General features: G+C 63.6%; 27 protein-coding genes. 13 read left to right on the top strand and 14 right to left on the bottom strand.

Annotated elements, in window-relative coordinates:
• Positions 1 to 252: 252 nt before the first annotated feature.
• Positions 253 to 1,131, bottom strand: coding sequence for a LysR family transcriptional regulator (locus tag AB4037_RS26540; RefSeq protein WP_441773504.1), 879 nt, complete (start codon positions 1,129 to 1,131; stop codon positions 253 to 255).
• Between the two features lie 74 nt (positions 1,132 to 1,205).
• Between AB4037_RS26540 and pdxA the strand changes: the two genes are divergently transcribed.
• Complete coding sequence (gene pdxA, locus AB4037_RS26535; RefSeq protein WP_441773503.1) at positions 1,206 to 2,288, top strand: 4-hydroxythreonine-4-phosphate dehydrogenase PdxA; 1,083 nt, start codon at positions 1,206 to 1,208, stop codon at positions 2,286 to 2,288.
• 88 nt (positions 2,289 to 2,376) lie between these two features.
• Positions 2,377 to 3,384: a cupin domain-containing protein gene (locus tag AB4037_RS26530; RefSeq protein WP_441773502.1), complete on the top strand. Its 1,008-nt coding sequence runs from the start codon at positions 2,377 to 2,379 to the stop codon at positions 3,382 to 3,384.
• Between the two features lie 21 nt (positions 3,385 to 3,405).
• Here the strand turns inward: AB4037_RS26530 and AB4037_RS26525 are convergent, their stop codons facing one another.
• Positions 3,406 to 3,603, bottom strand: a complete 198-nt coding sequence (locus AB4037_RS26525) for a hypothetical protein (protein ID WP_434956807.1) — start codon at positions 3,601 to 3,603, stop codon at positions 3,406 to 3,408.
• 346 nt (positions 3,604 to 3,949) lie between these two features.
• On the opposite strand from AB4037_RS26525, the gene AB4037_RS26520 reads away from it, so the two are divergent.
• Complete coding sequence (locus tag AB4037_RS26520) at positions 3,950 to 5,758, top strand: glycosyltransferase (RefSeq protein ID WP_441773501.1); 1,809 nt, start codon at positions 3,950 to 3,952, stop codon at positions 5,756 to 5,758.
• A 46-nt stretch (positions 5,759 to 5,804) separates the two neighbouring features.
• Here AB4037_RS26520 and gpt read toward each other — a convergent pair whose 3' ends face one another.
• The 3 genes from gpt to AB4037_RS26505 form a co-directional block, all read right to left on the bottom strand.
• The gene (gpt, locus tag AB4037_RS26515) at positions 5,805 to 6,305 is read right to left on the bottom strand and encodes a xanthine phosphoribosyltransferase (protein ID WP_434956809.1); all 501 of its coding nucleotides are present in this window, start codon (positions 6,303 to 6,305) and stop codon (positions 5,805 to 5,807) included.
• Positions 6,306 to 6,530: 225 nt separating this feature from the next.
• On the bottom strand, positions 6,531 to 7,301 hold the full coding sequence (locus AB4037_RS26510) for a competence/damage-inducible protein A (RefSeq protein WP_441773500.1): 771 nt from the start codon (positions 7,299 to 7,301) through the stop codon (positions 6,531 to 6,533).
• Between the two features lie 53 nt (positions 7,302 to 7,354).
• Positions 7,355 to 8,485: an Mrp/NBP35 family ATP-binding protein gene (locus tag AB4037_RS26505; protein WP_434956811.1), complete on the bottom strand. Its 1,131-nt coding sequence runs from the start codon at positions 8,483 to 8,485 to the stop codon at positions 7,355 to 7,357.
• A gap of 358 nt (positions 8,486 to 8,843) precedes the next feature.
• Here AB4037_RS26505 and AB4037_RS26500 point away from each other — a divergent pair, with 358 nt between their 5' ends.
• Positions 8,844 to 9,464 carry a 2OG-Fe(II) oxygenase gene (locus tag AB4037_RS26500; protein ID WP_434956812.1) on the top strand — a complete coding sequence of 207 codons (621 nt, stop codon included), beginning with the start codon at positions 8,844 to 8,846 and terminating at the stop codon, positions 9,462 to 9,464.
• A gap of 53 nt (positions 9,465 to 9,517) precedes the next feature.
• Here the strand turns inward: AB4037_RS26500 and AB4037_RS26495 are convergent, their stop codons facing one another.
• Both AB4037_RS26495 and AB4037_RS26490 read right to left on the bottom strand, forming a co-directional pair.
• The gene (locus AB4037_RS26495) at positions 9,518 to 10,012 is read right to left on the bottom strand and encodes an anthrone oxygenase family protein (RefSeq protein WP_441773499.1); all 495 of its coding nucleotides are present in this window, start codon (positions 10,010 to 10,012) and stop codon (positions 9,518 to 9,520) included.
• Positions 10,005 to 10,853: an NAD(P)H-binding protein gene (locus AB4037_RS26490; protein ID WP_434956814.1), complete on the bottom strand. Its 849-nt coding sequence runs from the start codon at positions 10,851 to 10,853 to the stop codon at positions 10,005 to 10,007. Before AB4037_RS26490 ends, AB4037_RS26495 begins: the two co-directional genes overlap by 8 nt.
• A gap of 78 nt (positions 10,854 to 10,931) precedes the next feature.
• On the opposite strand from AB4037_RS26490, the gene AB4037_RS26485 reads away from it, so the two are divergent.
• The 3 genes from AB4037_RS26485 (at position 10,932) to radC (ending at position 13,304) form a co-directional block, all read left to right on the top strand.
• Positions 10,932 to 11,591, top strand: a complete 660-nt coding sequence (locus tag AB4037_RS26485) for a TetR family transcriptional regulator (RefSeq protein ID WP_441773498.1) — start codon at positions 10,932 to 10,934, stop codon at positions 11,589 to 11,591.
• Positions 11,592 to 11,700: 109 nt separating this feature from the next.
• The gene (map, locus tag AB4037_RS26480) at positions 11,701 to 12,531 is read left to right on the top strand and encodes a type I methionyl aminopeptidase (RefSeq protein WP_434956816.1); all 831 of its coding nucleotides are present in this window, start codon (positions 11,701 to 11,703) and stop codon (positions 12,529 to 12,531) included.
• 17 nt (positions 12,532 to 12,548) lie between these two features.
• Positions 12,549 to 13,304, top strand: coding sequence for a RadC family protein (radC, locus tag AB4037_RS26475; protein WP_434956817.1), 756 nt, complete (start codon positions 12,549 to 12,551; stop codon positions 13,302 to 13,304).
• 63 nt (positions 13,305 to 13,367) lie between these two features.
• On the opposite strand, the gene AB4037_RS26470 is transcribed toward radC, so the two are convergent.
• Positions 13,368 to 13,781: a cytidine deaminase gene (locus AB4037_RS26470; protein ID WP_434956818.1), complete on the bottom strand. Its 414-nt coding sequence runs from the start codon at positions 13,779 to 13,781 to the stop codon at positions 13,368 to 13,370.
• A 71-nt stretch (positions 13,782 to 13,852) separates the two neighbouring features.
• Positions 13,853 to 14,608 (bottom strand): DeoR/GlpR family DNA-binding transcription regulator, encoded by a 756-nt coding sequence (locus tag AB4037_RS26465; RefSeq protein ID WP_434956819.1) that lies wholly within the window; start codon positions 14,606 to 14,608, stop codon positions 13,853 to 13,855.
• 101 nt (positions 14,609 to 14,709) lie between these two features.
• On the opposite strand from AB4037_RS26465, the gene AB4037_RS26460 reads away from it, so the two are divergent.
• Positions 14,710 to 15,312 carry an NUDIX domain-containing protein gene (locus AB4037_RS26460; RefSeq protein ID WP_441773497.1) on the top strand — a complete coding sequence of 201 codons (603 nt, stop codon included), beginning with the start codon at positions 14,710 to 14,712 and terminating at the stop codon, positions 15,310 to 15,312.
• A gap of 28 nt (positions 15,313 to 15,340) precedes the next feature.
• Here AB4037_RS26460 and AB4037_RS26455 read toward each other — a convergent pair whose 3' ends face one another.
• Positions 15,341 to 16,369, bottom strand: coding sequence for a zinc-dependent alcohol dehydrogenase family protein (locus AB4037_RS26455; protein ID WP_441773496.1), 1,029 nt, complete (start codon positions 16,367 to 16,369; stop codon positions 15,341 to 15,343).
• A gap of 114 nt (positions 16,370 to 16,483) precedes the next feature.
• Between AB4037_RS26455 and AB4037_RS26450 the strand changes: the two genes are divergently transcribed.
• On the top strand, positions 16,484 to 17,398 hold the full coding sequence (locus AB4037_RS26450; protein WP_441773506.1) for a LysR family transcriptional regulator: 915 nt from the start codon (positions 16,484 to 16,486) through the stop codon (positions 17,396 to 17,398).
• Between the two features lie 169 nt (positions 17,399 to 17,567).
• Here AB4037_RS26450 and AB4037_RS26445 read toward each other — a convergent pair whose 3' ends face one another.
• Positions 17,568 to 17,732 carry a hypothetical protein gene (locus AB4037_RS26445; protein WP_441773495.1) on the bottom strand — a complete coding sequence of 55 codons (165 nt, stop codon included), beginning with the start codon at positions 17,730 to 17,732 and terminating at the stop codon, positions 17,568 to 17,570.
• A gap of 21 nt (positions 17,733 to 17,753) precedes the next feature.
• Between AB4037_RS26445 and AB4037_RS26440 the strand changes: the two genes are divergently transcribed.
• From AB4037_RS26440 to AB4037_RS26425, 4 genes are all read left to right on the top strand, one after another.
• Positions 17,754 to 18,980, top strand: coding sequence for an MFS transporter (locus AB4037_RS26440; protein WP_441773494.1), 1,227 nt, complete (start codon positions 17,754 to 17,756; stop codon positions 18,978 to 18,980).
• A 205-nt stretch (positions 18,981 to 19,185) separates the two neighbouring features.
• A complete protein-coding gene (locus tag AB4037_RS26435; RefSeq protein ID WP_441773493.1) occupies positions 19,186 to 20,601 on the top strand; it encodes a circularly permuted type 2 ATP-grasp protein in 1,416 nt (471 codons plus the stop codon).
• A gap of 60 nt (positions 20,602 to 20,661) precedes the next feature.
• Complete coding sequence (locus tag AB4037_RS26430) at positions 20,662 to 21,603, top strand: alpha-E domain-containing protein (protein ID WP_434956825.1); 942 nt, start codon at positions 20,662 to 20,664, stop codon at positions 21,601 to 21,603.
• A gap of 16 nt (positions 21,604 to 21,619) precedes the next feature.
• Positions 21,620 to 22,459 carry a transglutaminase family protein gene (locus AB4037_RS26425; RefSeq protein WP_441773492.1) on the top strand — a complete coding sequence of 280 codons (840 nt, stop codon included), beginning with the start codon at positions 21,620 to 21,622 and terminating at the stop codon, positions 22,457 to 22,459.
• A gap of 39 nt (positions 22,460 to 22,498) precedes the next feature.
• Here the strand turns inward: AB4037_RS26425 and AB4037_RS26420 are convergent, their stop codons facing one another.
• From AB4037_RS26420 to AB4037_RS26410, 3 genes are all read right to left on the bottom strand, one after another.
• Entirely contained in the window at positions 22,499 to 22,798 is a 300-nt protein-coding gene (locus tag AB4037_RS26420; protein ID WP_441773491.1) for a hypothetical protein, read from the bottom strand.
• A gap of 397 nt (positions 22,799 to 23,195) precedes the next feature.
• Complete coding sequence (locus AB4037_RS26415; RefSeq protein ID WP_441773490.1) at positions 23,196 to 24,608, bottom strand: FAD-binding oxidoreductase; 1,413 nt, start codon at positions 24,606 to 24,608, stop codon at positions 23,196 to 23,198.
• 32 nt (positions 24,609 to 24,640) lie between these two features.
• The gene (locus AB4037_RS26410) at positions 24,641 to 25,573 is read right to left on the bottom strand and encodes a dimethylarginine dimethylaminohydrolase family protein (RefSeq protein ID WP_434956829.1); all 933 of its coding nucleotides are present in this window, start codon (positions 25,571 to 25,573) and stop codon (positions 24,641 to 24,643) included.
• Positions 25,574 to 25,584: the final 11 nt, after the last annotated feature.

The raw sequence follows: 25,584 nt of genomic DNA, 5'->3' as shown, positions 1-25,584 counted from the left end.
CGCGAATGGCCGTTCTCAACAAAGCTGACAATCCGATCGCGAAGATCCTGAGAATAGCTCCTGCCCATGATCCACCTCCAATAACGGTGAATCACAAATTGCCCTCCAAGGGAATCGCCGATTCCAGTTTCAGATCCGACGCTCTAGGGATGTCATTGAGTGCGTCACGCTGTGTGAGAGCACCGTTAGGGCCCTTCTGCCGAGCACCATACCGGTATCAATCCCGCTCCAGCGGTCGATCCACAGGGATCGCTACCCAAACGAGGAAGCGCATCCCGCCACGAGCCAGTCCATCAATTGCTGGGCCTTCGCATTCGGTTCGCGTTCGCCCGGCCAGACCAGCCCGTAATGCGTGCCGTCGGCCCAGAAGCCAGCGGGCGCTCGGAGGCGGCTTCGCTTGATGTCATCGGTAGCCAGCACCAGCGGGCTGAGGGCGACGCCCAGCCCCGCCGAAGCCGCTTCCATCATCAGGAAATGGTGATCGTAGAAGCGGATTTCCCTCGGTTGCGGCCAGTGGGCGTGGCGCGCCAGCCATGTCGACCAGGCGTCGGGGCGCGTCCTCGAGCCAAGGCCGATATAGGCGCCCTCCTCGAAATCGGCGAGGAGATCAGGCACCATCACCGGTCCGACCTTTTCGGCGAACAGGCGCTTGACCTGCCAGGTTTCTGGCATGGCAAAGTCGAGGCGGCGGATGGCGAGATCGATCCGCTCGCGCGCGAAATCGATCGGGCCGCCGCCAACCGAAAGATGCAGGGCGATCGCGGGATGGGCTGCCTGGAAGCCGCCCAGGCGCGGGATGAGCCAGCGCATCGCCACCGACGGCTCGCAGGACAGCACCAGGGCATCGTCCCGCGTCGCAGCGGCGCGCAGGCCTTGGACGGTGGTGCGCAATTCGCCGAAGAAGCGGTTCACAGTCAGGAACAGCGTCTCGCCGGCCGTCGTCAGCTTGAGGCCACGCCCGCTCTTCTCGAACAGCCGGAGACCCAGATCCTCCGAGAGCTTGGCGATGCGCCGGCTGACCGCACCATGCGTCAATGCCAGGGTGTCGGCGGCAAGGCGTACCGAACCCAGCCGCGCCGTGGCCTCGAAGGCGCGCAAATCGTCCAGCGAGGGAATGTCGGAGCGGTCCATTGGTGATCTGGTATCACCGATTTTGGATAGAAACTATCTCTTTTTTTGGGCTCCATTTCCTCGATAATCAGGCCATGCAAACCGTTCCTTCTGAAATCGCGAGCCTTCCCGGCAGAGAGCAGTCCGGCACCGTCCCCGCTGCGGCCCCCTCGCCGCTCGCCATCACCATGGGCGATGCCGCCGGCATCGGACCGGAGATCATCGCCAAGGCGTTTACCGCAGGCTGCGGGCCCTCCATCGTCTATGGCAGCGCGCGCGTGATGGCCGACGTCGTGGCCCGCCTCGGCCTGACGCTGCAGGTTCATAAGGTTGCCGGGCCGGAGGAGGCTCACTTTCGCGCTGGCGTCATCGATGTCGTCGACGCCTGCGATATTCGCGAGCCGCCGCCCCTCGGCCGGATCAGCCCGGCCTGCGGCAAGGCAGCCTTCGATGCGCTGCTGACAGCCATTGACGCCGCCAAGGCGGGCACGGTCAAAGGCATCGTCACGGCTCCGATCAACAAGGAGGCGATGGCGACCGCGGGCCTGTCCTATCCAGGCCACACCGAGATCCTCGCCGCCCATGGCGGAGCCACGCGGGTGGCGATGATGCTGGCCAATGATGAAATCCGGACAGTTCTCGTCACCATTCACACCGCATTGCGCCTGGCGATCGAACAGGCCGATTTCGCGGCCCAGATGGCAGCGATCCGCTTTGCGCATGAAGGCGGGCGGGCGCTCGGCATCCCGGTGCCGCGCATCGCCGTTGCCGGCCTCAACCCGCATGCCGGTGAAGGCGGCCTGTTCGGCACCGAGGAAATCGAGACCATCGCGCCGGCCATAGCAGCGGCGCGCCGCGAGGGTATCGACGCCAGCGGTCCCTGGCCCGGCGATACCGTGTTTCTTCAGGCCCGGCAAGGCCGGTTCGACGTCGTGGTCGCCCAATATCACGACCAGGGCCTCATTCCGATCAAATATCTCGGGCTGGACAGGGGCGTGAACATCACGCTCGGCTTGCCTTTCATCCGCACCAGCCCCGATCATGGCACGGCGTTCGATATCGCCGGACAGGGCATTGCGGATCCCGCGAGCCTGATGACCGCCATTGCCTATGCCCGGCGCCTCATCGAGGCCAAAGCCGATACTGAACGAGGGCAAGATGTGTTTTCCGCAAATTGAACTTTAATATAACTCTTTGTTTTGACGCGTTTTCTTAATCGAAAAGTCTATCAACTTTTCTTGAAAACACTCTCGAGAGGGTCTCCTGATGGGTCTTCGCTTCATCTTCATGCTCACCCGCAACGACCAGACGGTCGAAGATGCCGCCACGCATCTTCAAACGGCGCTGAAGCTCGGGATCCGCCATATAGGCTTCAAGGATATCGGCCTGCCGATCGAGCGGCTCAAGGATCTCAGCCGGGCGATCCGGGCGGGAGGCGCGACCTCCTATCTCGAAGTGGTCTCGCTCGATCGCGACAGTGAACTGGCCTCCGCCCGGGCAGCCGTCGAGATCGGCGTCGATATCCTGCTTGGCGGCACGCATGTCGAGGAGGTGTCGGCGATCGTCAGGGGCACGTCCATCCGCTATTGCCCCTTCCCCGGCCGCATCAGCGGCCATCCCAGCGTGCTCGAAGGCAGCATCGAGGAAATCGTCGCCAGTGCCCGCAAGCTCGCGGCCCATGAAGGCGTGCACGGCCTCGATCTGCTTGCCTATCGTTCGAAGGAAGACGTGCCGGCGCTGATGAAGGCCGTATGCGCCGCGGTTTCCAAGCCCATCTACATGGCCGGATCCATCGAGACGCCCAGGCAGATCGCAGCGGTGAAGGAGGCGGGCGGCATGGGTTTCACCATCGGAACCGCCGCGCTCGACGGCCGCTATCCGGCCGACGGCAAGGATGTGGCAAGCCAGCTTGCCGCCATCATGCGGGACGTGGCCGAGATCAACAACCATTTGTCCCCCTATCACAAGCAGAGCCTGACATCCGCCTTCCGCGCCTTTGCGGACACTGCTTCACCCAGGATTGCCGGGCGGATCAATGACATCGAGGTCAAGCTCGCCAAGGTCGAGGCCGAATCCGGCTGGCATTTCAATGCCAGGGAGGATGCCTTCCTGCTGGTGCACAAGGGCCGGCTGCTCATGCGCTTCCGAGACCGCGACGAAGTCGTCGAGGAAGGCGATTTCATCATCGTGCCGCACGGGGTCGAACATTGCCCGGAAGCGCTGACCGCGGAATGCCAGATCGTGCTGATCGAGCCGCCACGCAGCCGGGCCTGAAGCCGTGCCCGACCGCGACGTTCAATCCCCGCTCCCCTCCGCCGGCCGTCCCCTCGCCTCCACGATCGCGGATTGCAGGGTGAACAGGCGATACAAGGTCAGCGCCGCCTTGTAGGGATCGCCGTCGCAATCGCGGATGATGCCGTCCAGGGCCGCCGCTTCCTCGGCTGTCGCCGGCACGACCTCGTCCGCGAAGAGTATTTTCGGATCGATCGCCATCCTTGCCTCCCATCCTTCGAATCCGCCGGAAATTAACCGGGAAGCTCGGCGATGGCCAGCAATTTGTTCTTGAATTGTTCTTATTCCAAGGTCCACGGCCACCCTGGCTCGAAAGCGAGGGAGGCAGGCGCCGATACGGCTCTCGCTCCACTCGGGAACAGCGGCACGCGGCAGAGCGGCAGCCCGATCAAGCTGTGGCCTCCCTTGTGTCCCGACCCATTAAAGAGCTCGGCCGACCCGGTCCAGACCTTGCAAGGCTTCGCCCGCTCGTGCTCTGCATCCTTGTGGAAAGATCGTCATTGCCTCGGCGGTCGGCACCGATAATGAAGACGAAACGGGACAAGGGATGAGCGAAACCACTCTCTCGATCACGCTTTGCGGCATCGACCTTGCGCTGATCTATCCTGAAGATCTGGACGAAGCGATCTGGCCCTATTTCTGGCATGTCGCCGGTGATAGCCAACCGGGGCCTCCATCTGCGACGTTACGCCTGTACCGCCAGGATTCGAGCCGGTTCGAGCTCTATCGTGACGGCACCCTGGTCTGGAGAGAGCTGTTCTGGCCGGATGCCCTGCATCCCGTGCTCGACGAGATCGGCCGCGTGGTGGCGACGGCCTCCATCCGGCCGGTTCTGCGCGCTGCAGCGGTGGCTTATGACGGCAAGGTCGTGCTGATTGCCGGGCCTCCCGGCTGCGGCAAGACCAGTCTTGCCGCCTGGCTGGTCGAAAAAGGCTTCCAGTTCCTCGCCGACGATCTCGTCTGCCTCGGGGACGCGGAGACATCTGTCAGGCCGGGCGCGCTCGCCCTCGCGCCCCATGCGCAGGTGTCGGCCCGCATCCTGTCCTCTCCGGCCCTTATCGATGCCTACGCCTCGCTCACCCAGGCAGGCGCCGTGATCAAGCCAGAGGCGCTGGCCGAGGACCACGCGGCCGAATGGCCCTGCGCCCTCGTCCTGGTGCCGCAGCGCCATGAGGGCGCCGAACCCGACCTGCAGACGGTTTCCTTAGACAGGCGGCGCTTCTTTCTCGAACTTGCCCAGCATCCCGATCAGCGAATATCGGCCGCGATCGAGGCCAAGCTCGCCGACTTCGCCCGGCAGATCCCGGTCGTCAAAGCGCGCTTCGGCCAGCCTGGCGACTGGCTCGACAGCTTCCTGCGCCGCAGGTTCGATGCCGACCTGCCGGTAGCGAACACGGCCCGTCAGCACAGGATCGAGGCGCGCCAGCAACTGGACACCGCAGCGGCAGTGACGGTACGCCCGGCCGGCGACTGGTTCTTCTCCCAACCGGCCATCGCCAGACCGCGCAAGCGCCTGAGCATCGGCATGGCGACGTTCGACGATTATGACGGGGTCTATTTCACGCTGCAGGCCCTGCGGCTCTATCATCCCGAGATCGCCGACGACCTCGAATTCCTGGTGGTCGACAACAATCCGAACGGGATCTGCGGCGATGCCCTTCGCCGTCTTGCCAAGGGGTCAGGCGGGTTTCGCTACATTCCGGTGGCGGAGAGCATCGGCACCGCCGTGCGCGATTTCGTGATGCAGGAAGCCGCCGGCGAGCATGTCGTCTGCCTGGACTGTCACGTCCTGCTGGTGCAGGGGGCATTGGCCAGGCTCCTGCGCTATTTCGAGGAGCATCCCGGCAGTAACGATCTGTTGCAGGGGCCGCTCGTCAGCGACGACCTCGTCGCCCTTTCCACCCATTGGACGGGGGAATGGTCCGGCGGCATGTATGGCACCTGGGCGCTCGACCCCGCAGGCAGCGATCCCGAGGCGCCGCCCTTTGACATTCCGATGCAAGGCCTGGGCCTCTATGCCTGCCGCCGCGCAGCCTGGCCGGGTTACAACAAGCTTTTCCGCGGTTTTGGCGGCGAGGAAGGCTATATCCACGAGAAATTCCGCCAAGCGGGCGGGCGCACCCTGTGCCTGCCCTTCCTGCGCTGGATCCATCGCTTCGACCGCCCGATGGGCGCACCCTATACGATCAGTTGGCACGACCGCATCCGCAACTACATGATCGGCTTCGACGAGCTTGGCTTGCCGATGGACGGGATGCTGGCTCATTTCCGCGAGCATGTCGGCCCGAGCGCCGAGCCGATCATCCGGACCTGTTGGGAGGAAGTGGAACGACTGCGCCTCGCGCAGCCGGGCTAACGACGTAGAGTTGGTTTCAATACCGCGCTTTCAGTGCCTGCCGATATCATCCCTCGGAGCCCTGGGCGATCGGCGGCTGGAAGGCCAGGCCCATGTCCCACGGGAAATAGATCCAGGTATCCTGGCTCACCTCGGTGACAAAGGTATCGACCAGCGGGCGGCCGAGCGGCTTGGCATAGACGGTGGCGAAATGCGCCTTAGGCAGGCGGTCGCGCACCACCTTGGCGGTCGAGCCGGTGTCGACGAGATCATCGACCACCAGGATGCCTTCGCCGCCATTGGCGGCCAGCTTCTCGTCGACATCCTTAAGTACCTGCAGGCCGCTCTGGGTCTTGTAGTCGTGATAGCTGGCAATGCAGACGGTCTCGATCAGGCGGATGCCAAGCTCGCGCGAAATGATCGCTGCCGGAACGAGGCCGCCTCGCGTGATACAGACGATCGCATTGAAGGGGCCGCTGCCGGACAATCGCCAGGCAAGCGCACGCGCATCGCGGTGGAACTGATCCCAGGATACGGGGAAGGCCTTGTCCGGCTTGGGCGAGTTCATGATCCGGTCCCTAGCAGAAATTCACCAGCTTCATCCACGGGTGGATGAAGCTGGTGAATTTTGCAAATGTTAAAAGTCCAGCAGACTATCGCTCATGGGATCAAGGATCCCACGAGCCATAGTCTGCTGGTTCGCGGGTCGCTCTTCATAGCGGCGAAATCGAACGGATCAAGCCCCGAATTAGCCCTTCCACGCCATTTTGCGACCGATGAAGGCGCCCCGACCTCAGCGTTTGATGGTGGCGACCATCGCCTCGATGTCGGCCTTGGCAGCGGCGACCTTGGCCGCGTCCTTGCCTCGGATCACCAGCTGGGTCTGAAAGCCGGCCGGGCCGAAGGAGGGATAGGAGCCGATCGAGACCTCGGGATGGGCCTGCGCGATCGCCGCGAGTGGCTCGGCGACGGCGCCCTCGCCGATCCCCGGCCCCGGCGAAACGCTGTCCGATAGCGTGACGGCTCCCGTGCGCATCTTCAAAATGGCATTGTCGAGCATGCGCTGCATGATGTTGGGCACGCCCGCCATCACGATGACATTGCCCAGCATGAAGCCCGGCGCAGCGGAGACCGGATTGTCGACGAGTTCGGCCCCAGCGGGAATGCGCGCCATGCGCAGGCGGGCCGGTGTCAGGTTCACGGCGCCGCCATAATGCCGGGTCATCACTTCGACGGCGCGCTGGTCGATCTCGATGCCGACGTCGAAGGCCCTGGCGACGGAATCGGCGGTGATATCGTCATGTGTCGGCCCGATGCCGCCCGTCGACAGCACATAGTCATAGCGCGCGCGCAGGGCGTTGACGGCCTCGACGATGCGGTCCTCCTCGTCGGGAACGACACGCACCTCTTTCACGTCCACGCCGGCTCCGGTCAGGAATTCGGAGATGTAGCCGATATTCTTGTCCTTGGTCCGGCCCGACAAAATCTCATCACCGACGACGAGGATGGCGGCCGTCACGGATACCGGAGCGACTTGCTCGGGATTTGCAGAGAGCGTTTCCATAGGGCATTTCCGAATGATGTCGCTGTCGAGTGTCGGCGGAAGGTGGCCGACCGTCACTCGATGACAATACGCGGCTGAAGGCGTTGATCAACACCTTCCCCCGACAGACCAGCCCAAACCTGCGCCGCGATGCGGCGATAGATGCCGGCTTCCAGGCTGTCCGGCAAAGTGGCGGTCACCGGTCTGCCGGCATCCGAGCGCTCGCGCACTTCCATGGACAAAGGCAATTCGCCGAGGAAGGGCACGCCGAGTTTCTCGGCCTCACGCCGCGCTCCGCCATGACCGAAGAGATGGCTGACATGGCCGCAATTGGGGCAGGAGAAGGTGGACATGTTCTCGATGATGCCGAGGATCGGGACATTCACCTTCTGGAACATGCCGACGCCGCGGCGGGCGTCTATCAGGGCCAGATCCTGGGGCGTCGAGACGATCACAGCGCCAGCCAGCGGCGTGTTCTGCGCCATGGTGAGCTGCGCATCGCCGGTGCCCGGCGGCATGTCGACCACCATGACGTCGAGTTCGCCCCAGAGGACATCACGCAGAAGCGTCGTGAGCGCCGACTGCACCATAGCGCCGCGCCAGATCATCGCGGTCTCCTGATCGACCAGGAAGCCGATCGACATCGCCTTCACGCCATAGGCCTCGAGCGGAATGATCTTCTTGTCGGCATTCTGTTCGGGCTTGTCGGTCAAGCCGAGGAGTTTTGGAACCGACGGTCCAAATATGTCGGCATCGAGCAACCCGACGCTCAGCCCCTGCGCGGCCAGGGCGATGGCCAGATTGCAGGCGGTCGTCGACTTGCCGACACCGCCCTTGCCGGAAGCGACGGCAATGACGCGCTTCACGCCGGGCAGAACCGGGGCCCGCTGCTGCGGCGCATTGTGGGCCGCGGCCTGCGCCCGCGGGCCAGGCGGCTCCTGGCGTGCGGCACCGGCCGGCCGTTCGGCCGTCAGCCCGACCAGCACATTGGTGACGCCCGGTAGGCCGCGTACCGCATTTTCCGCCGCCGCTCGCACCGGCTCCATCGCCCGCGCCTCGGTCGCATCGATGGCGATGGCAAACATCACTTTCGAGCCGTCGACGCGGATTTCAGTCAGCCGGCCGGTCGAGGGCAGCGATTGGCCGCTTGCCGGCAGTTTGACGAGTTCGAGGGCGCGAATGACATCGGCTGGCGTCAGGGACAAGGAAGGATCCTCACGAAGCAAGGGAAGGTGGCGGCATAGCCGCCCCGGAAGATTCCCTCAAAATTGGGGAGCACGGCCGCGGCATTCAACCACCGCTGGCCTTGGATCGCGGAATAATAGGGCGCGCCGGCACGATTCTCCTATCGGACAGATTGCAGCAAGGGCACGAACGCAAACCCCGTCACGAACGTGGCAGGCAGCAAGCTTTATAGGAGCGCCTATAAACCAAAAGCACCTTGACCACGACACCAGGCAGCGAGACATTCAAGCCCGTCATATCCGTTCAGGGTCGGGGGACGCTCGGGCAGCGCCGTGCAGGCTTTGCCAGCTGGCGCATGCATTCCAGGAGTGACCGGCGATGCCTGTCATCGACCTCGATGTCATCCGCAATGCTGAAATCCATGACAAGCCCTACCGCCACATCATCGGCGAGGGTTTTCTCCGGAAAGACAAGATCCCGTCGCTGCGGCAGGATTTTCCAGCCATCGACAAACCCGGCTTTCTGACCGTCGCCGGCATGGCGCTGCGGGGCAGCTTCCGGGATCTGGTCGAGGAACTCGAAAGCAGCGCGATGGCCAGGTCCCTATCCGACAAGCTCGGCCTCGATCTCGATCCCCTGCCCCGGCTGACGACGATCCGCCGGCTCTCGCAGCTCAAGGATGGCCGCATTCATACCGACAGCGAAAGCAAGCTCGCCACGTTCCTCGTCTACATGAACGACGACTGGGATGACGATGGTGGTTGCCTGCGCGTGCTGAACGGGCCTGATGATTTCGACGACATGACGGCCGAAATATCACCCGTCATGGGCTCATGCTTCGGTTTTCGCCGGGCCGCCAATTCCTGGCACGGCCACAAGCCTTTCGCCGGCGAGCGGCGCGTTGTCCAGATTACCTGGCTGAAGGATGCCAGCGAACTCGAGCGCAAGAAGAAGCGCAACAGCGCGGCCCAGTTCTTCAAAGGCATATTCGGACGTTGACAACAGCCTGCCCTGGCGGACTGCTAGGCCCCAGGGCAGATTCACGCCAAATATCAGCTGGCGCTGCGGCTGATCAGGACCAGTGTGAAGAGCATCATGGCCACTGTGGAAGCCGCCGTCCTGACACTGTTCCAGAACGTCCAATCCACCAAAAAGCGCTGCCAAAGTTCACTGGCCTGCGCCGTCTCGGGCTGAGCCGCAGCCAGCGCGTCGTTAAGCGGTACGTTCAAGGCCATGGTCACACCGACGCAGCCGACGAGATAGACCAGGCTGGCGGCGAGCAGCAGCTTGCCGCTCCAGTCCCCCAGCCAGAACCAGGAGCCCAGGGCAAGACCGAGGCAAAGCACGGCCGTGCCCATGAAGGCCAGCATGAAGCCGGGATTGATCACGGTGACATTGATCGCCTGCATCGCCGCGATGCCGCTCGCCGGGGCCACGCGCCCGAGGGCCGGCATGACGAAATTGGAGAAGGCAAAGAAAATGCCCGCCACCAGACCGCTGCCGACCGCAGCCATGAAGGTGGTGACGTAAAGGGTGCGCTCAAGCATGGTTTCCTCCCCAGATGCCGGTGGCCGCGGTGCGGGCGACGTAGTCGGCAAAGCGGCGCGGCGGGCGGCTTAGTGCGCGCTCGACCCCATCGGCAATCGGTTCGTTGCGGCCATCGAGCACGGTAGCGAACAGATAGGTGACGAGTTCGATGACCTCAGGCGGCAGGCCCTGCTCGACCAGGCCGGCCCTGTAAGCCTGCTGGGACACCGGCACATAATCGATGCGGCGTCCGGCTGCCTCGGCGATCGCTGCAACGGCCTGCTCGAAGGTCAGGGCTTCGGAACCGGTGATCTCGTAGAGCTGGCGAGAATGCCTGGCATCGGCGAAGGCCGCTACGGCGATTTCAGCGATGTCGTCGGCATCCACGAAGGGCTCGGGCGCAAGCGTATCGGGCAAGACAACCTCCCCGGCCTGGATGGCATCGAGGAAGAAACTCTCGCTGAAATTCTGGAAGAACCAGCTGCAACGCAGGATCGTCCAATCCAGATCCGTGGCCTGCAGTGCCTCTTCCGCTTCCTGGGCTTCCGGCTCGCCCCGCCCGGACAGCAGCACGATCTTGCCGACGCCGGCGGCTTTGGCCTCGGCGAAGAACCGGCTCACCGCCGCCACCGCGCCGGGCAAGGCAAGGTCCGGCTGGTAGGCGACATAGACCGCGGCGATACCGTCAAGGGCGGCGGCCCAGCCTTCCGGCCTTTCCCAATCGAAAGCCGGCTGCGCCTTGCGCGAGCCGAGGCGCACGGACCGCCCCGCCTTTTCCAAGCCGTCGATGACTCGGCGACCCGTCTTGCCCGTGCCGCCCAACACCAGAACCGTACCTCTGGACCAATGTTCATTTGCCATTTCGACCTCCCGCTGATAAACATGAGTAATTCTCATATTTGAGAATGTGATAAATCCTCACATTTTTATTGTCAAGCCATGCCCGCAAAAAGATCTCTGACCGGCTCTCTCGACCAACCGACCACCGCACCGCTTCCCCGGCGCGCGCCGGTCCAGCAGCGCAGCCGCGAGCGCATGGACAGGATTCTGGCGGTGGCGACGGCGATGATCGGGGCACGCGGCAGCGACCAGTTGAAGATGGGCGAGGTTGCCGAGCAGGCCGGCATCTCCATCGGCTCGCTCTACCAATACTTCCCCGACAAGAGCGCCATCATCCGCAGCCTCGCCGAGCGCTGCAGCGCCGAGAGCCGCCGCTGCATCGAGGATGCCCTGACACAAGTGCAATCGGTAGCGGAGCTGGAAACGGCCTATGGCTCGCTGATCGACATCTACTACGACATTTACCGGGCCGAGCCGGTGATGCGCGACATCTGGTCGGGCACGCAGGCCGACAAACAGCTCGCGGCCCTGGAACTCGCCGAAAGCCGCATCTGCGGCGGCATGCTGGCCGACGCCATGGCCAGAGCCCATGGCGCACCGGATGGTGCGAGCTATGCCGCCACGGCTTTCCTGATCTGGCAGCTCGGCGAGGCGACGATGCGCCTAGCAGTCTCGGTGGACGAAGAAGAAGGCGCTGCCCTCGTCGCCGCCTTCCGCCGGATGACACTGCGCGAGATCCTCACGCCGCTGCGGGAATAAGTCCCGGTTCCGGGCAGATCACAAGGCAGCCATGCGGTATTCAGAATTTTCTTTCCTGCCCGCATCCCCAGATGGCATAAGAATCGCACACGTTTAATCAGGTAGTTTCATGAGCTTCATCGACGCAGAACTGTCTCCCCAGCGCAAGAACGGCCAGATCAAGATCCATGGCCCGGAGGCCTTTGCCGGCATGCGCGCGGCGGGCAGGCTTGCGGCGCAGGGGCTGGACCTGATGGTGGACGCGGTGAAGCCCGGCGTCACCACTAATCAGCTCGACCGGATGCTGTTCGAATTCGCGATGGACAACAAGGCCTATCCGGCCACCTTGTTCTATCGCGGCTATCGCAAGTCGAGCTGTATTTCGCTCAACCATGTGGTCTGCCACGGCATTCCAGACGACAAGCCGCTGCAGGATGGCGTCATCCTCAACATCGACTACACCGTGGTGCTCGATGGCTGGCATGGTGACTCCAGCCGCATGTATACAGCCGGCGACATCGCCCGCCGCGCCGAGCGGCTGATGGAGGTCACCTATGAAGCGATGATGCGGGGCATCAACGTCATCAAGCCGGGCGCGACAACCGGCGATATCGGCTACGCCATCCAGAGCTATGCCGAAGCCGAGCGCTGCTCGGTGGTGCGCGATTTCTGCGGCCACGGTCTCGGCCGCCTGTTCCACGACGAGCCCAACATCCTCCACTACGGCCGGCGCGGCGAAGGCGTGGTGCTCAAGCCCGGCATGTTCTTCACGGTGGAGCCGATGATCAATCTCGGCCGCCCGGATGTGAAGGTGCTCAATGACGGCTGGACCGCGGTGACGCGTGACCGCTCGCTCTCGGCCCAGTTCGAGCACAGCATCGGCGTCACCGAGACCGGCGTCGAGATCTTCACTCTCTCCCCCGGTGAGTTGAATCAGCCGCCCTACGCCAAGGCTGCCTGAATGAAAGGGCTGCCTGAATGAAGAAGGGGCGCTCGCCATTGTCGGACGCCCCGCTTCCCGGCTTGGGCGAGGCAGCCCTGTTCCCCTCAGCCAGCGAACCGGGGGAGCCGCATTATCATGGCCATCGCGAGAGGCTGCGGCAGCGCTTCGCCGAGGCCGAGGGCCGGTTGCCCGACTATGAACTGCTCGAACTCATACTGTTCCGCTCGATTCCGCGCCGGGACGTCAAACCGCTCGCCAAGGCGCTGATCACCCGCTTCGGCTCGCTGGCGGAGGTCCTGGGTGCGCCGATCGCCCGGCTCAAGGAGGTCGATGGCGTCAGCGACGGCGTAGCCGGCGATCTCAAGATCGTCGAGGCGGCCGGCCATCGCCTCGCCAGAGGCGGCATCGCCAAACGGCCGGTGCTGTCGACCTCGGCAGCGCTCATCGATTATTGCCGCAGCACCATGGCCTTCGCCGAGCGCGAAATCTTCCGCATCCTCTTCCTCGACACCAAGAACGGCCTGATCGCCGACGAAGTCCAGCAACGAGGCACGGTCAATCACACGCCCGTATACCCACGCGAGGTGGTGAAGCGGGCGCTGGAACTCTCGGCCACAGCGCTGATCCTCGTGCACAACCATCCCTCCGGCGATCCCTCGCCCTCCTCGGCCGACGTGTCGATGACGCGCACCATCGCCGATGTCGCCGGGCCCCTCGGCATCGTGGTGCATGACCACATCATCATCGGCCGTGATGGCCATGTCAGCCTGAAGGCGCAGCGCCTGTTCTGAGCGCAGCTCTCATTGGGGGCATTGACCGCGGCTGAAGGCGCCTCTTTCCGGAAACGCCACCAGCTATTCGCTGCGCCGATATTTGCCTGGGAGCAGCGATGCGATGGCGGCCTTCGTCGCCCTCCCCGAGGCGTCCGGCACGATCACCTCGGCCGTCGGCGCATAGTCCGAGATCATCTCGCGGCACATGCCGCAGGGCGCGACGATCTCCATCGAGCCATCGCGATTGTGATAGACCGCGACGATCACCTCGATATCGGAAGAGCCGATCTCGGTGACGGCCCGCCCGATCGCCACCGCCTCGGCGCAAACCGCGATACGCCCCACATTGGCTTCGAGATGAACACCCGTGACGATCTCGCCGCTGCGAAGGCGCAAGGCGGCCCCGACGACATGCCAATCCGGCCGGTAGCGCGCAGCAATCGCCGCCCTGGCCGCTTCGATCAGCACCGTATCATCCACGTTCAGAACAGCCATGAATCCTCGCTTTGTTTACCGGTACCGGCCATGGTTGGAGAATATGACCGATTCCAGCCGGCGATAGCGCATCATGCCCGAATGATGGTAACGCCGAGCGCGCGGAAAGGCTCGACAGCCGGATCGGGCGTATCTTCCTCCACCAGCATGACGTCGATCTCCTCTATCGCCGCGACATGGAAGGGCGAGGCAGCGCCGAGCTTCTCCCGAGACGCCAGCACGACGGTTTCCGCGGCCTGCCGGCGCAGCGCCCGCTTGATGGCGGCCTCCTCGCTGTCGCCGGTGGTCAAGCCGATCTCGGCATGAATGCCCGTCACGCCCATGAAATAGATGTCGGCCCGGATGCGTGCGATCGCTTCGGCAGCGACAGCCCCCACGGCAACCATGGAATGACGGAACAGCCGGCCGCCGATCAGTTCCACCTCGATGCCGGCATGCCCCGCCAGCTCCACCGCGACGTTCGGACTATGGGTCACCACCATGGCCCTGAGGTTGGGGTCGAGATGACGCGCAAGCTGCACCGCCGTGGTACCGCCGTCGAGCATGACGACCTGTCCCGGACGCACCAGGCGCGCAGCCGCGCGGCCGATGGCGATCTTGCCAGCCGCCGAGACGTCGCGGCGCTGAGCGAGATCACCCATGGCCGGCGAAGCCGGCAGCGCGCCGCCATGGACACGCTGCAGCAGCCCCTCGCCCGCCAATTCGCGCAGATCCCGGCGGATGGTATCCTCGGACAGGTCGAGCTCCCGGCTGACCGTCTTGGCGACGACGCGCCCGTCCCGGCAGAGAACCTCGAGAATGTAAGCCTTGCGCTCGCTTGTGAGCATGACGCCGTCCGCCTCACGAATTTTCTTGACTATGCACGAAATTGCACGAAATTTAAGGCTCACTCAAGAAAATTCACGATATTTCGTGCAGAGAGGCTTCCATGAGCTTGGCGGATCGGGTGCGGGTCGAGGATGTCGAACTCCTCTCCGACAACTGGTATGTCCTGAAGAAGACGACGTTTCTCTATCGTCGCGGTGATGGGAGCTGGCAAAGGCAGAGCCGGGAGACCTATGATCGCGGCAATGGCGCCACCATCCTGCTTTACGATCCCTTGCGGCGCACCGTCATTCTCACGCGCCAGTTCCGCTATCCGGCCTTCGTCAATGGCTGCGACGATCTCCTGATCGAAGCCCCGGCCGGCCTGCTCGACAATGCAGGTCCGGAGGAACGTATACGGGCGGAAACCGAAGAGGAAACCGGTTTCCGGATTCACGAAGTCCGGCGTGTGATGGAGGCCTATATGAGCCCGGGCTCCGTGACCGAGAAGCTCTATTTCTTCGTCGCGCCCTACAGCCCCGGCGATCGCGTCGGCGCCGGCGGCGGCCAGGCGGAGGAAGGCGAGGACATCGATCTCCTCGAACTCGACATCGACGAGGCCCTGGCGATGGTTGCACGCGGCGAGATCCGGGACGGCAAGACCATCATGCTGCTCTACCATGCCGCCTTGCATCTCTTCGGCAAGACGGCGGCCGCCGCGGCGTGACGCCTCGCCCCGGTCGGGCTCGCCTCAACTATCGTGCCGTCTCGATCACGATCTTGCCGAAGGCGCCTCGATCAAGATGATCGAGCGCGGCCGGAAGCTCGGCGAAGCCGTAGCGCTTGTCGATGACGGGTTCGAGGCCAAGCGTATCGACAGCCCGCACCAGATCCTCCTGGGCCCGGCGATGACCGACGCCGATGCCCTGGACCGTCAGGCCCTTGAGCATCAGGGGAACCACCGGCGCCGAGACCTCGATGCCTTCCAGCACGCCGATGACGGAGATGCGCCCTCCCATCGCCGCCGCCTGCACGGACTGCCCCAGGTTGGCGCCCCCTGCAATTTCCAGGATGTGATCGGCTCCACGATCGCCCGTCAGGCGATGGGTGGCCTCAACCCAGTTTTCGCGGCTGCGATCGATGCCATGGTCGGCGCCGAGTTCCCGGGCCCGCGCCAGCTTGTCGGCACTGCCGGACGTGACGATCACCCTGGCCCCCGCGGCCTTGGCGATCTGCAGCCCGAACAGCGAAACCCCGCCGGTGCCTTGCACCAGCACGGTCTTGCCGGCCAGAGGCGTCCCGCGCTCCACCAGCGCGAACCAGGCCGTCAGCCCAGCCACCGGCAAGGGGCTCGCAGCGGCATCGTCGAGAGTGGCTGGCGCAAGGGTGAACCAGTCTTCCGGAAAAGCGACATAGTCCGCAAGAACGCCGGGCCGCATGCCGCCCAAGGTGCGGTAGGGCGGCACGCGGGCCGTACCGTCGTTCAGCCCGTCGATCCAGCCGGGAATGAAGGTGGAGATCACCCGGTCGCCCGGTTTGAATCGCGTGCTTGCCTCTCCAATCGCCTCGACGACACCCGCCATGTCCGATGCCGGGGTGAAGGGGAAGGCCAGAGGCTGGCCGAAACCGGTCTCGATCACCAGCTTGTCGCGGTAGTTCAGGGAAACGGCGGTCACCTTGACCAGGACTTCGCCCGGCCCTGGCCGGGGCTTCGGCACTTGCTCGAACACGAGCCGATCGCGCCCGATCGCATTCATGGACCACCGTTTCATCTGCTCCGTCATCGCCATTCTCCATCGGATGTGGGAGCGGCACAGTAATGTTGAATTTCAAGCACCAGTGGCGATATAATTTCCGTTCATTGGTTCTGTTTTATCTACAAGATCGTTCTTGCAATGGTGGATCGTCTCACGGGTGTCTCGGTTTTCGTCGAAGCGGTGGAGGCCGGCGGCTTTGCTGCCGCTGCCCAACGGCTCAACCTCTCGCGATCGGCTGTCGGCAAATCGATCGCCCGGCTCGAAGAACGGCTGGGCGCCCGCCTGTTCCATCGCACCACGCGCAGCCAGGCGCTGACCGAGGACGGCCAGGTCTTCTATGAGCGCTGCCTGCGGGCGCTGGCCGAGATCCGCGACGGCGAGGCCATGCTCGACAGCGGCCGGCGCGACGTCAGTGGCCGGCTGCGCGTCACCATGCCGGCCTTGTTCGGACGTGCCTGCGTCACGCCGCTTCTGCTCAAGCTCGCGGCCCAGCATCCGGCTCTCGAACTCGAGCTCAATTTCAACGACAGGCGCGTCGATCTGATCGAGGAGGGCTATGACCTCGCCATTCGCAACGGTGCCCTCGAATCCGACGCGAACCTGATCACGCGCCGTGTCGCCCAGCAGCGCATGACGGTGTGCGCCGCACCTGCCTATCTGCGCGAGCACGGCGCGCCCCTCACCCTCGCCGCCATCGCCGACCATCACGCCATTCTCTACGGCCGTTCAGGCCAGCCACGGTCATGGCTATTTCCGGTACAAGGCGGGCCTTCCGTCGAGATCATGCCTAGGAGCCGCTTCATCTTCGATGCCCTCGACGCGGTCGCCGATGCGGCGGTGGCCGGAGCGGGCCTTGCCTGGATGCCCTGTTGGCTGGTGGCCGACCGTGTACGCAGGGGCGAGTTGATCCGAGTGCTGACGGAACATCCGGGCCTGGTCTTCGATGTGCATGCCCTTTGGCCACGCTCCCCGTTGCAGCCGCTGCGCGTGCGTGCCGCCATCGACATACTCGTCGCGAACCTTTCCCGCTTGATGAGCAACGAGGTCGGCCTCTGAAGGCGTAATGCGGGTAATTTAAGAAGGAAACGCCTTGAACTGGCATAGCCGGGCTTGACCCGGCTATCCAGAAGACGCCTGCGCGGCGCGGCGATCCAGGCCGGAATGCCATGCCCTTGCCATCGGGCACGAATGGGATTATCCATTAATTAATTAACATATTAAATATCTAAAAACCCCACTCGGTCTTCTCGGCAATGATGAGTGCTTCGAGGCGACAAATCGAGGGCGACAGGAGGAAGCCGTGGCAAATCAGGGCTATGCGCAAGGGGATGTCGCTGCGCGTGATTTCGCGATCGATCTGGATACCCAGGCAGTTGGAAACGCAATCCATCGGTTCACCGCGTGGAGGATCATGCCCCTACTGCTGGCGTGCTACGTCTTCGCCCATCTCGACCGCATCAATATCGGCTTCGCCAAGCTGCAGATGACATCCGATCTCGGCTTCAGCAACACCGCCTATGGCCTGGGCGCCGGCCTGTTCTTCGTGGCCTACGCCCTGTTCGGCGTGCCGAGCAATCTGATGCTGGACAGGCTCGGCCCGCGGCGCGGGATCACCCTCATCATGCTCGTCTGGGGAGTTCTCTCGGCCTCGACCTTCCTGGTGACCTCCGCCCAGCAGTTCTACGGCCTGCGTCTCCTTCTCGGCATCGCCGAGGCCGGCTTTTTCCCAGGGGTTCTCGTCTACATCAACCGCTGGTTTCCGCAGCGCCGACGCGGCCAGATCACGGCGCTCTTTGCCCTCGCCGTACCGGCAGCCGGTCTGCTCGGCGGCCCGATTTCGGGCAGCATTCTCGAAAGCTTCAACACCATTGCAGGCTTGCGCGGCTGGCAGTGGATGTTCCTGCTCGAAGGCCTGCCCGTCATCCTGCTCGCCTTCGTGGTCTACGCCGCCCTACCGGACACCGTGCGTGATGCCTCTTGGTTGAGCGAACCACAGAAGGACCACCTGATGGCAACCCTCGCTGCCGAACAGAAGCCGACAGCGAATATCTCGTTATCCCAATGCATTCGGGATCCCAGGGTTTGGCAACTGGTCGGCATCTATTTCGCCGTGATGCTTGCCGTGAACACGATTGCCTTCTGGACGCCGGCCTTGATCAATGGCGCCGGCATTACCAGCGACATAAGGATCGGGCTCCTCAGCGCTGTGCCCTATCTGGCGGGCTGCGTCTTCATGCTCGCCGTCGGCCTTTCATCGGATCGGTTCAGGGAGCGCCGCTGGCATCTTTGCATTCCGCTGCTGATGGCCGCCTGCGGTCTTGCCATCGTCGGCCTCGATCCCGGCAATCCGGTATCGACCATGCTCGGATTGACGCTTGCCGGCATGGGCGCCAGCACCTCCCTGCCCCTGTTCTGGCAATTACCGCCTGCCTTCATGTCTGCGGCTGTCCTGGCAGCCGGCATCGCCTTTGTGAGTTCGCTCGGCAATGTCGCAGCCTTCCTCGCTCCCTATTTCATCGGCTGGATGCGCGATGCGACTCAGAGCTCATCGCTTGCGCTCTACTGCGTGGCGGCTCTCATCGCTATTGGCGGTCTCGCCGTGTTGCGCCTGCCGCCCTCACTCGTCAATCCCCGGTAACCGACAGCCCCCTGATAGGTCGACCGCACCGGAGGCTCCAGCCGCCATTTCAGGCAAACGATGCCAGTGCGGCAGGCAAGTTGCCTTTGCGGTAGGCAAATCCGCAATTCTGCTTACGATCTCATCAATCGATATGCGCAGACCGCTTGCCGCCTTGCACGATCTCGCTCAATGTAACGCCAGATTGCACATCTGGAGGGAATGCATGGCGGCGTTCGATGAGATGACACTGAGCGACGGTTCCATTCGACCCGCCTACGCCGATCTCGCGCAGTGGCTGTCCACGGCCCCAAAGGAATTACTGACCCATCGACGCAATGAGGCCGAGCTGCTGTTCAGGCGCATCGGCATCACCTTCGCGGTCTATGGCGATAAGGCCGGCGCCGAGCGCCTCATCCCCTTCGACATCATCCCACGCATCCTGGCGGCGCAGGAATGGGCGACGCTCAAGCGAGGCCTCGAACAGCGCGTGCGCGCGCTCAACATGTATATCAAGGACGTCTACGGCAAACGCGAAGTGGTACGCGCCGGCGTGGTGCCGGAAGACCTGATCTTCAACAATCCCGCCTTCCGCCCCGAAATGGCGGGCCAGAGCGTACCGCACGACGTCTATGTCCATATTGCCGGCATCGACATCGTGCGCGTCGACGCCGATACATTCTACGTGCTCGAGGACAATGCGCGCACGCCCTCCGGCGTCTCCTACATGCTGGAGAACCGCGAAGTCACCATGCGCCTGTTCCCGGAAGTGGTGGCACGCCACCGCATCGCCCCGGTCGAGAACTACACGGACGAACTGCTCGCCACGTTGCGCTCGATCGCCCCGCGCTCGGCCTCGCGCGATCCGGTCGTGGTGCTGCTTACCCCCGGCATGTACAACTCGGCCTATTACGAGCACTCCTTCCTGGCCGATCGCCTAGGCATCGAGATCGTCGAGGGGGGCGACCTCTTCGTGCGGGACGAGATCGTCTATATGCGCACCACCGAGGGGCCCCGCCGGGTCGACGTGATCTATCGGCGCATCGATGACGACTTCCTCGATCCCCTCGCCTTCCGCCCGGACTCCGCTCTCGGCGTTCCCGGCCTGATGACCGCCTACCGCGCCGGCAATGTCACGCTGACCAATGCCGTCGGCACCGGCGTCGCCGACGACAAGGCCGTTTATTCCTATATGCCTGACATCGTGCGCTTCTTCCTCGGAGAGGAGCCGATCCTACGGAACGTGCCGACGCATCGCTGCCGCGAGCCCGAAGCCTTGGCCTATGTGCTCGACAATCTCGAAAGCCTGGTGGTCAAGGAGGTCTCGGGATCAGGCGGCTATGGCATGCTGATCGGCCCGCATGCCAGCAAGGCCGAGATCGCCGATTTCCGCGCCAAGCTGAAGGCCCATCCCTTCGGCTATATCGCCCAGCCGACCTTGGCGCTCTCGACCTGTCCCTGTTATGTCGAGGAGGGAATTGCCCCCCGCCATGTCGACCTTCGCCCCTTCGTCCTCACCGGCTCGGACAAGATCCGCATCGTGCCGGGCGGCCTGACCCGGGTGGCCTTGAAGGAAGGTTCTCTGGTGGTCAATTCCAGCCAGGGCGGGGGTACCAAGGATACTTGGATCCTGGACCGATGAGGCAGGCCATGCATTGTCTATTATCGCTCCTCCCGCCTCCTCCCGTTCGGACGAAGAGCCATGCTGTCGCGTACCGCTGATAATCTGTTCTGGCTGGCCCGCTATGTCGAACGGGCCGAATATCTCGCCCGCATCCTCGATGCGGCCTATCGGCTGTCCTCCCTGCCGGCCTCCTATGGCGGCCTGACCACGGAATGGGAGAGTGCGGTAGAGACGGCGGGATGCGGCCCAGCCTTCTTTGCCGCCTATGAGGAGGCCAATGAGCGTACGGTCACCGAGTTCCTGGCCTTCTCCGCCGAGAACCCCTCCTCGATCCGGAACTGCTTCGAGATGGCACGCACCAATGCCCGCGGCGTCCGCACGGCGCTGACCGCGGAGATGTGGTCGACCATCAACGACTCCTGGCTCCAGCTCAAGCGCTACAATCCTTCGCATATGAGCCGCGAGGAAGTCTCCCGCTTCCTCGACTGGGTCAAGGGCGTCTCCCTGATGTTCGACGGCTCGGCCTATCGCACCATGCTGCGCAACGATGCCTACGCTTTCGCGCGCCTCGGCCTGTTCCTGGAACGCTCCGACAACACGGCACGTATTCTCGACGTCAAATATCATGTGCTGCTGCCACCGTCCGAAAGCGTCGGCGGCAGTCTCGATTACTTCCAATGGACGGCCATTCTGCGCGCCGTCTCCGCCCTCACCGCCTATCACTGGGTCTACAAGGAAAGCCTCAAGCCGTGGCTGGTCGCCGACCTTCTGATCCTGAACACGCAGATGCCACGTTCCCTCGCTTCATGCTATGAGAACCTCAATGGGAATCTCGATCAACTCGCACAGGTCTATGGCCGGCAGGGCCCGGCCCAGCGCCTGGTGCGCGTGACCCAATCGCGCCTCCAAAATCTGAGTATCGACGAGGTTTTCCAGTCCGGGCTGCATGATTTCATCACCGATTTCATCACCGACAACAACAATCTAAGTGCGGCGATCGCCGAGCAATATCTGATCTGAGAGACTGTTACGGACCATGCGCATCTGCGTCGCCCACGAGACCGTCTATCGCTACGAGCGGCCGGCCAAATCCGTGATCCAGACCCTTCGCCTGACCCCACGCTCGCATGACGGCCAGCATGTGGTGCGCTGGCGCATCGACGTGGACCAGGATGTCAGATTGAGCCAGGCCGAGGATGCGTTCGGCAATATCAGCCATGCCTTCGCGGTGATCGGCAGCATCGACAGCTTGACGGTGCGCGTGGAGGGCGAGGTGGAAACCCATGACAATGCCGGTGTGCTGCTCGGCGTCGTCGAGCGCTTCCCCGTCTCCCTCTATCTGCGCGATACCGATCTCACCCGTGCCGATGTCTCGATCCAGGCGTTCGCCCGCCAGAGCGTAAGCGAGGCCGAGGGCGGTCTTGCCGCCTGCCATGCCCTGATGCAAGCGATCCATAAGCGCATTGACGTCAGCCGCGATCCGAAACGACTGGCATCCGGCCTGGTGGAGGCGTTCGCCGCCGGCAACGGCGTCGCGCAGGACGTCAGCCATCTCTTCATCGCTTGCGCCCGCACGCTCGGCATCCCGGCCCGCTATGTCAGCGGGCTGCTGTGGCAGCCTCAGGCGCAGCAAGGCAGCGCCAGCCATGCCTGGGCCGAGGCCTATGTCGAAGGTCTGGGTTGGGTCGGCTTCGACCCGACGCTGCCGGTCTGTCCGACGGTCCACCATGTCCGTGTCGCGGTCGGCCTGGACTATCTTGGCGCTGCGCCGGTCCGGGGCGCCCATTACGGCGGCGATGGCGAAAGCCTGGAGGTGACGGTCGATATCGCTGAAAAGGGCGAGCGCCCGCAGGCGCAGCATCAGTCACAGAGCTGAGTTTTAAACCCGACCGCCCGTGTCAGGGTCGATGGAGTGTCAAGGCAGGCTGGAATCGTGTTCGTGCTCGTAGCGCACTGCGCCCGGACGCAATTTCGGCGCAAGCTTGCTGATGGCAAACAAAGCGAGGATACCGACAACATAGCCCACCTGCAGGGTTACGGCGATCGCCACCATGTCGATCAAGGCCACGCCAAGGCCGAAGCCGGCCACCCAGATAACGATGGCGCTGCCGACAGACGCGACCACGGCGACGATCGTGAAGGCCAGCACGGGAACGAAGGTTCCGCACACAACCCCTAGCGCCATCGCTACGATGACAGGCCAGATCACGAACATTGTCCTCTCCAAGTATGCCGATGCTCTGTCACCGGAACCCGGTATTTGGCCGCACCCGCCTGCGCGACCGACCCTCGCTTCACCGTATCTGTTCGAGCATTGCCTTGTGTCGTAGCTCCTCCGAAAGAAGGGCGTTTACACCCGGGAAGCTCGATCTCCTTCTTTAGAAAATGCCCCGACAGTGAGCATATTCTCCACGAAGGAAGCAATGCCCTATTCGGATTAGGTAAGCATAATATGCTATCGACGTGACAGGAAAGTAGTTTCTTGGCGTCGAGAGAGGTATGGTGCTGTCCCGACGACTTTTCCAGCGTCAAGCTCCCGCTATCGTCATCCGACCCAGCTTGAGCTCGAGATAGGCAAGGCGTCAGATCGGCGTCAGCACATCTTCGGCGTGTCAGGAAGCGAGCACCTTGCCGGGGTTCATGAGACCCGAGGGGTCGAGCAGGTCCTTGACCGATCGCATCAAGGCCAGCTTGACCGGATCGGCCGTGGCGTAGAGGGCATGGATACGCTTGGAGCCGACACCGTGCTCGGCCGAGAATGAACCGCCACGCAAGCGGATGCCGCCATAAAGCACGGCCTCCACGCCGGCGATATCGTCGGGCGTCAGCGCATCCGCCGCCCGGTTGAGCATGATGTGCAGATTGCCGTCGCCCAGATGGCCGAAGACAAAGGGAGCGAGCCCTGGCGAGACGCCCGCCAGGCCGGCAACACTGGCGCGGACATAGTCGTCCACCTGTGACAAGGGCAGCGAGACGTCGAAACTCGGCGAGTTGGGATAATCGACATAGAGGACTGCGGATTCCTCGCGCAGCCGCCAGATCGCCTGCTCCTGCGCCAGCGAACTCGCCAAGACGGCGCTGGTCTCGGGATGGACGTCCAGCAATTCCTCATAGATCGCCGCCAGTTCTTCCTGCAGTGCCGCTTCGTCGGCACCGCCCAGGGAAAGGATGAGATAGATCTGGTGGTCGAAGGAAAAGTCGGGCGCCGACCAACCGAAATGGCGGGCGGCATAACGGAAGTAATCGGCCCACATCGCCTCGGCCGCGCGCAATTCGCCGACCCGCGCGTCGAGGGCGCGCCGGATGGCGGCAAGTGCCGCGGGCACCGAGCCGAAACCGAACAGGGCGACGGCATGGGCTTTCGGTACGGCGTCCAGTTTGATTGCCACCTTTGTGACGATGCCGAGCGTTCCCTCGGCCCCGATCAATAGATGCTTGAGATCGTATCCGGCGGAATTCTTCACCACCCGGGTGAGATCGGAATAAACAGACCCATCCGGCAGCACCGCTTCCAGGCCGAGGATGCGATGGCGCGTCACACCATTGCGGAAGGCCATGATGCCCCCGGCATTCGTGGAGATCATGCCGCCGATGCTGGCCGACCCCCGTGCCGGGAGGTCGATGCCGGGTTCGAGATGATGGACGAGTGCTGCCTCCTGCAGAGCCTGAAGTGTGCAGCCGGCCTCCACCACCGCCACGCGCTCATCGGCGTCGAGCCGCTCGATCCGGTTCAAGCGGCGTGTCGATACGACGACCTGTCCCGCCGTCGAGATACCGCCGCCGACGAGACCGGTGCGACCACCTTGCGGCACGATCGAGACGCCGTCGCGCAGGCAAAGCCTGACGATCGCAGCGACTTCCCCGGGCGTCGCCGGCGAGACGACGGCTGAGGCGCCGAGATTATCCGGCTCTTCGCCTGGGTCGAGCTCGGCGATCGCCGCGTCGGTACGGATATTCGTGGCAGCGACGATGGAGGCGAGATCGGACAGAAAGTCCGCCGGCAGCCCGTTTTCCTGCGCGATCATCGCCTTACCCCATTACTTTTCGCCGTGAGCGCTCAGGCCGCGCGGCGCAGAGCCTGCGCCATGCAATGAATGCCGCCGCCCGTCTTGGATATCTCGCCGGTGTCGACGGCCGCAACCTCGAATCCGCGTGCCTTGAGCTGGCCGATCAGGCTCTTGCTCGCGGTGGGCGCGATGATCCGGTCATTGCCGAGCGACATGAAGTTGCAGCCGAGCGCCATGGTGTCCTGGAACGGTACGTCGATGATCTCGTGGCCCTTGGCCTTCAGCCAGTCGACGATACCGGGCTCGGTGCAAGCCAGGCATACCGCCGTCAGCTTCGGGGCGATCGGCACCACCATCAGGTCGATATGAACGTAATATTCGTCGATGAAGGCAAGCCGGGTTTCCCAGCCTTCCTTTTCGAACCACTCGGCAACCTGGCGGGCGCCCTCCTCCTGGGTGCGGGCTCCACCGCAGCCGATCAGCACGCAACCTTCCTCGATCACGTTGAAATCGCCGCCCTCGAAGGTGCCAGCCGTCACCATGTCGTAGATCGGAATGCCCATCTTCTCATAGGCCCGGATGGCGGCATAGTTCTCGCCCCGGCGCCACCAATTGGCCATGGCGGTGATGACGACGCCATAGGGGGTCATTACGCTGGAATCGCGCGTGTAGACCTGCATCGGCAATTCGACTTCCGGCTCCAGCCAGTGAATGTTGACGCCGAAATGCTCATAGGCCGAGGCGAGTTCCTTGTGCTGGGCCTGCGCCGTCTGGATGTTGCAGGGCGCCTCGCGCAGATGCTTGCGCGACAAGGAACTGGTCGCCATATGCCGGAGATAGGCCGGAGAGCCGAGCAGAACGTCGGTCAGGCGGTCGGTCTCGTTGCGAAAGCCCCAATGCTTGAGCGGCTTGGTGCCGCCGGCGAGATTCCTGCGACGCAGGGTGAAGGCGTCGTCGACATGGATCTGTTCTATGCGGTTCATGATCGTTTCTC

The organism is Labrys sp. KB_33_2 (assembly GCF_052114505.1).
Lineage (GTDB): Bacteria > Pseudomonadota > Alphaproteobacteria > Rhizobiales > Labraceae > Labrys.
The sequence above is the reverse complement of the archived record's forward strand: the minus strand, read 5'-3'. Positions and strand labels throughout refer to the sequence as shown.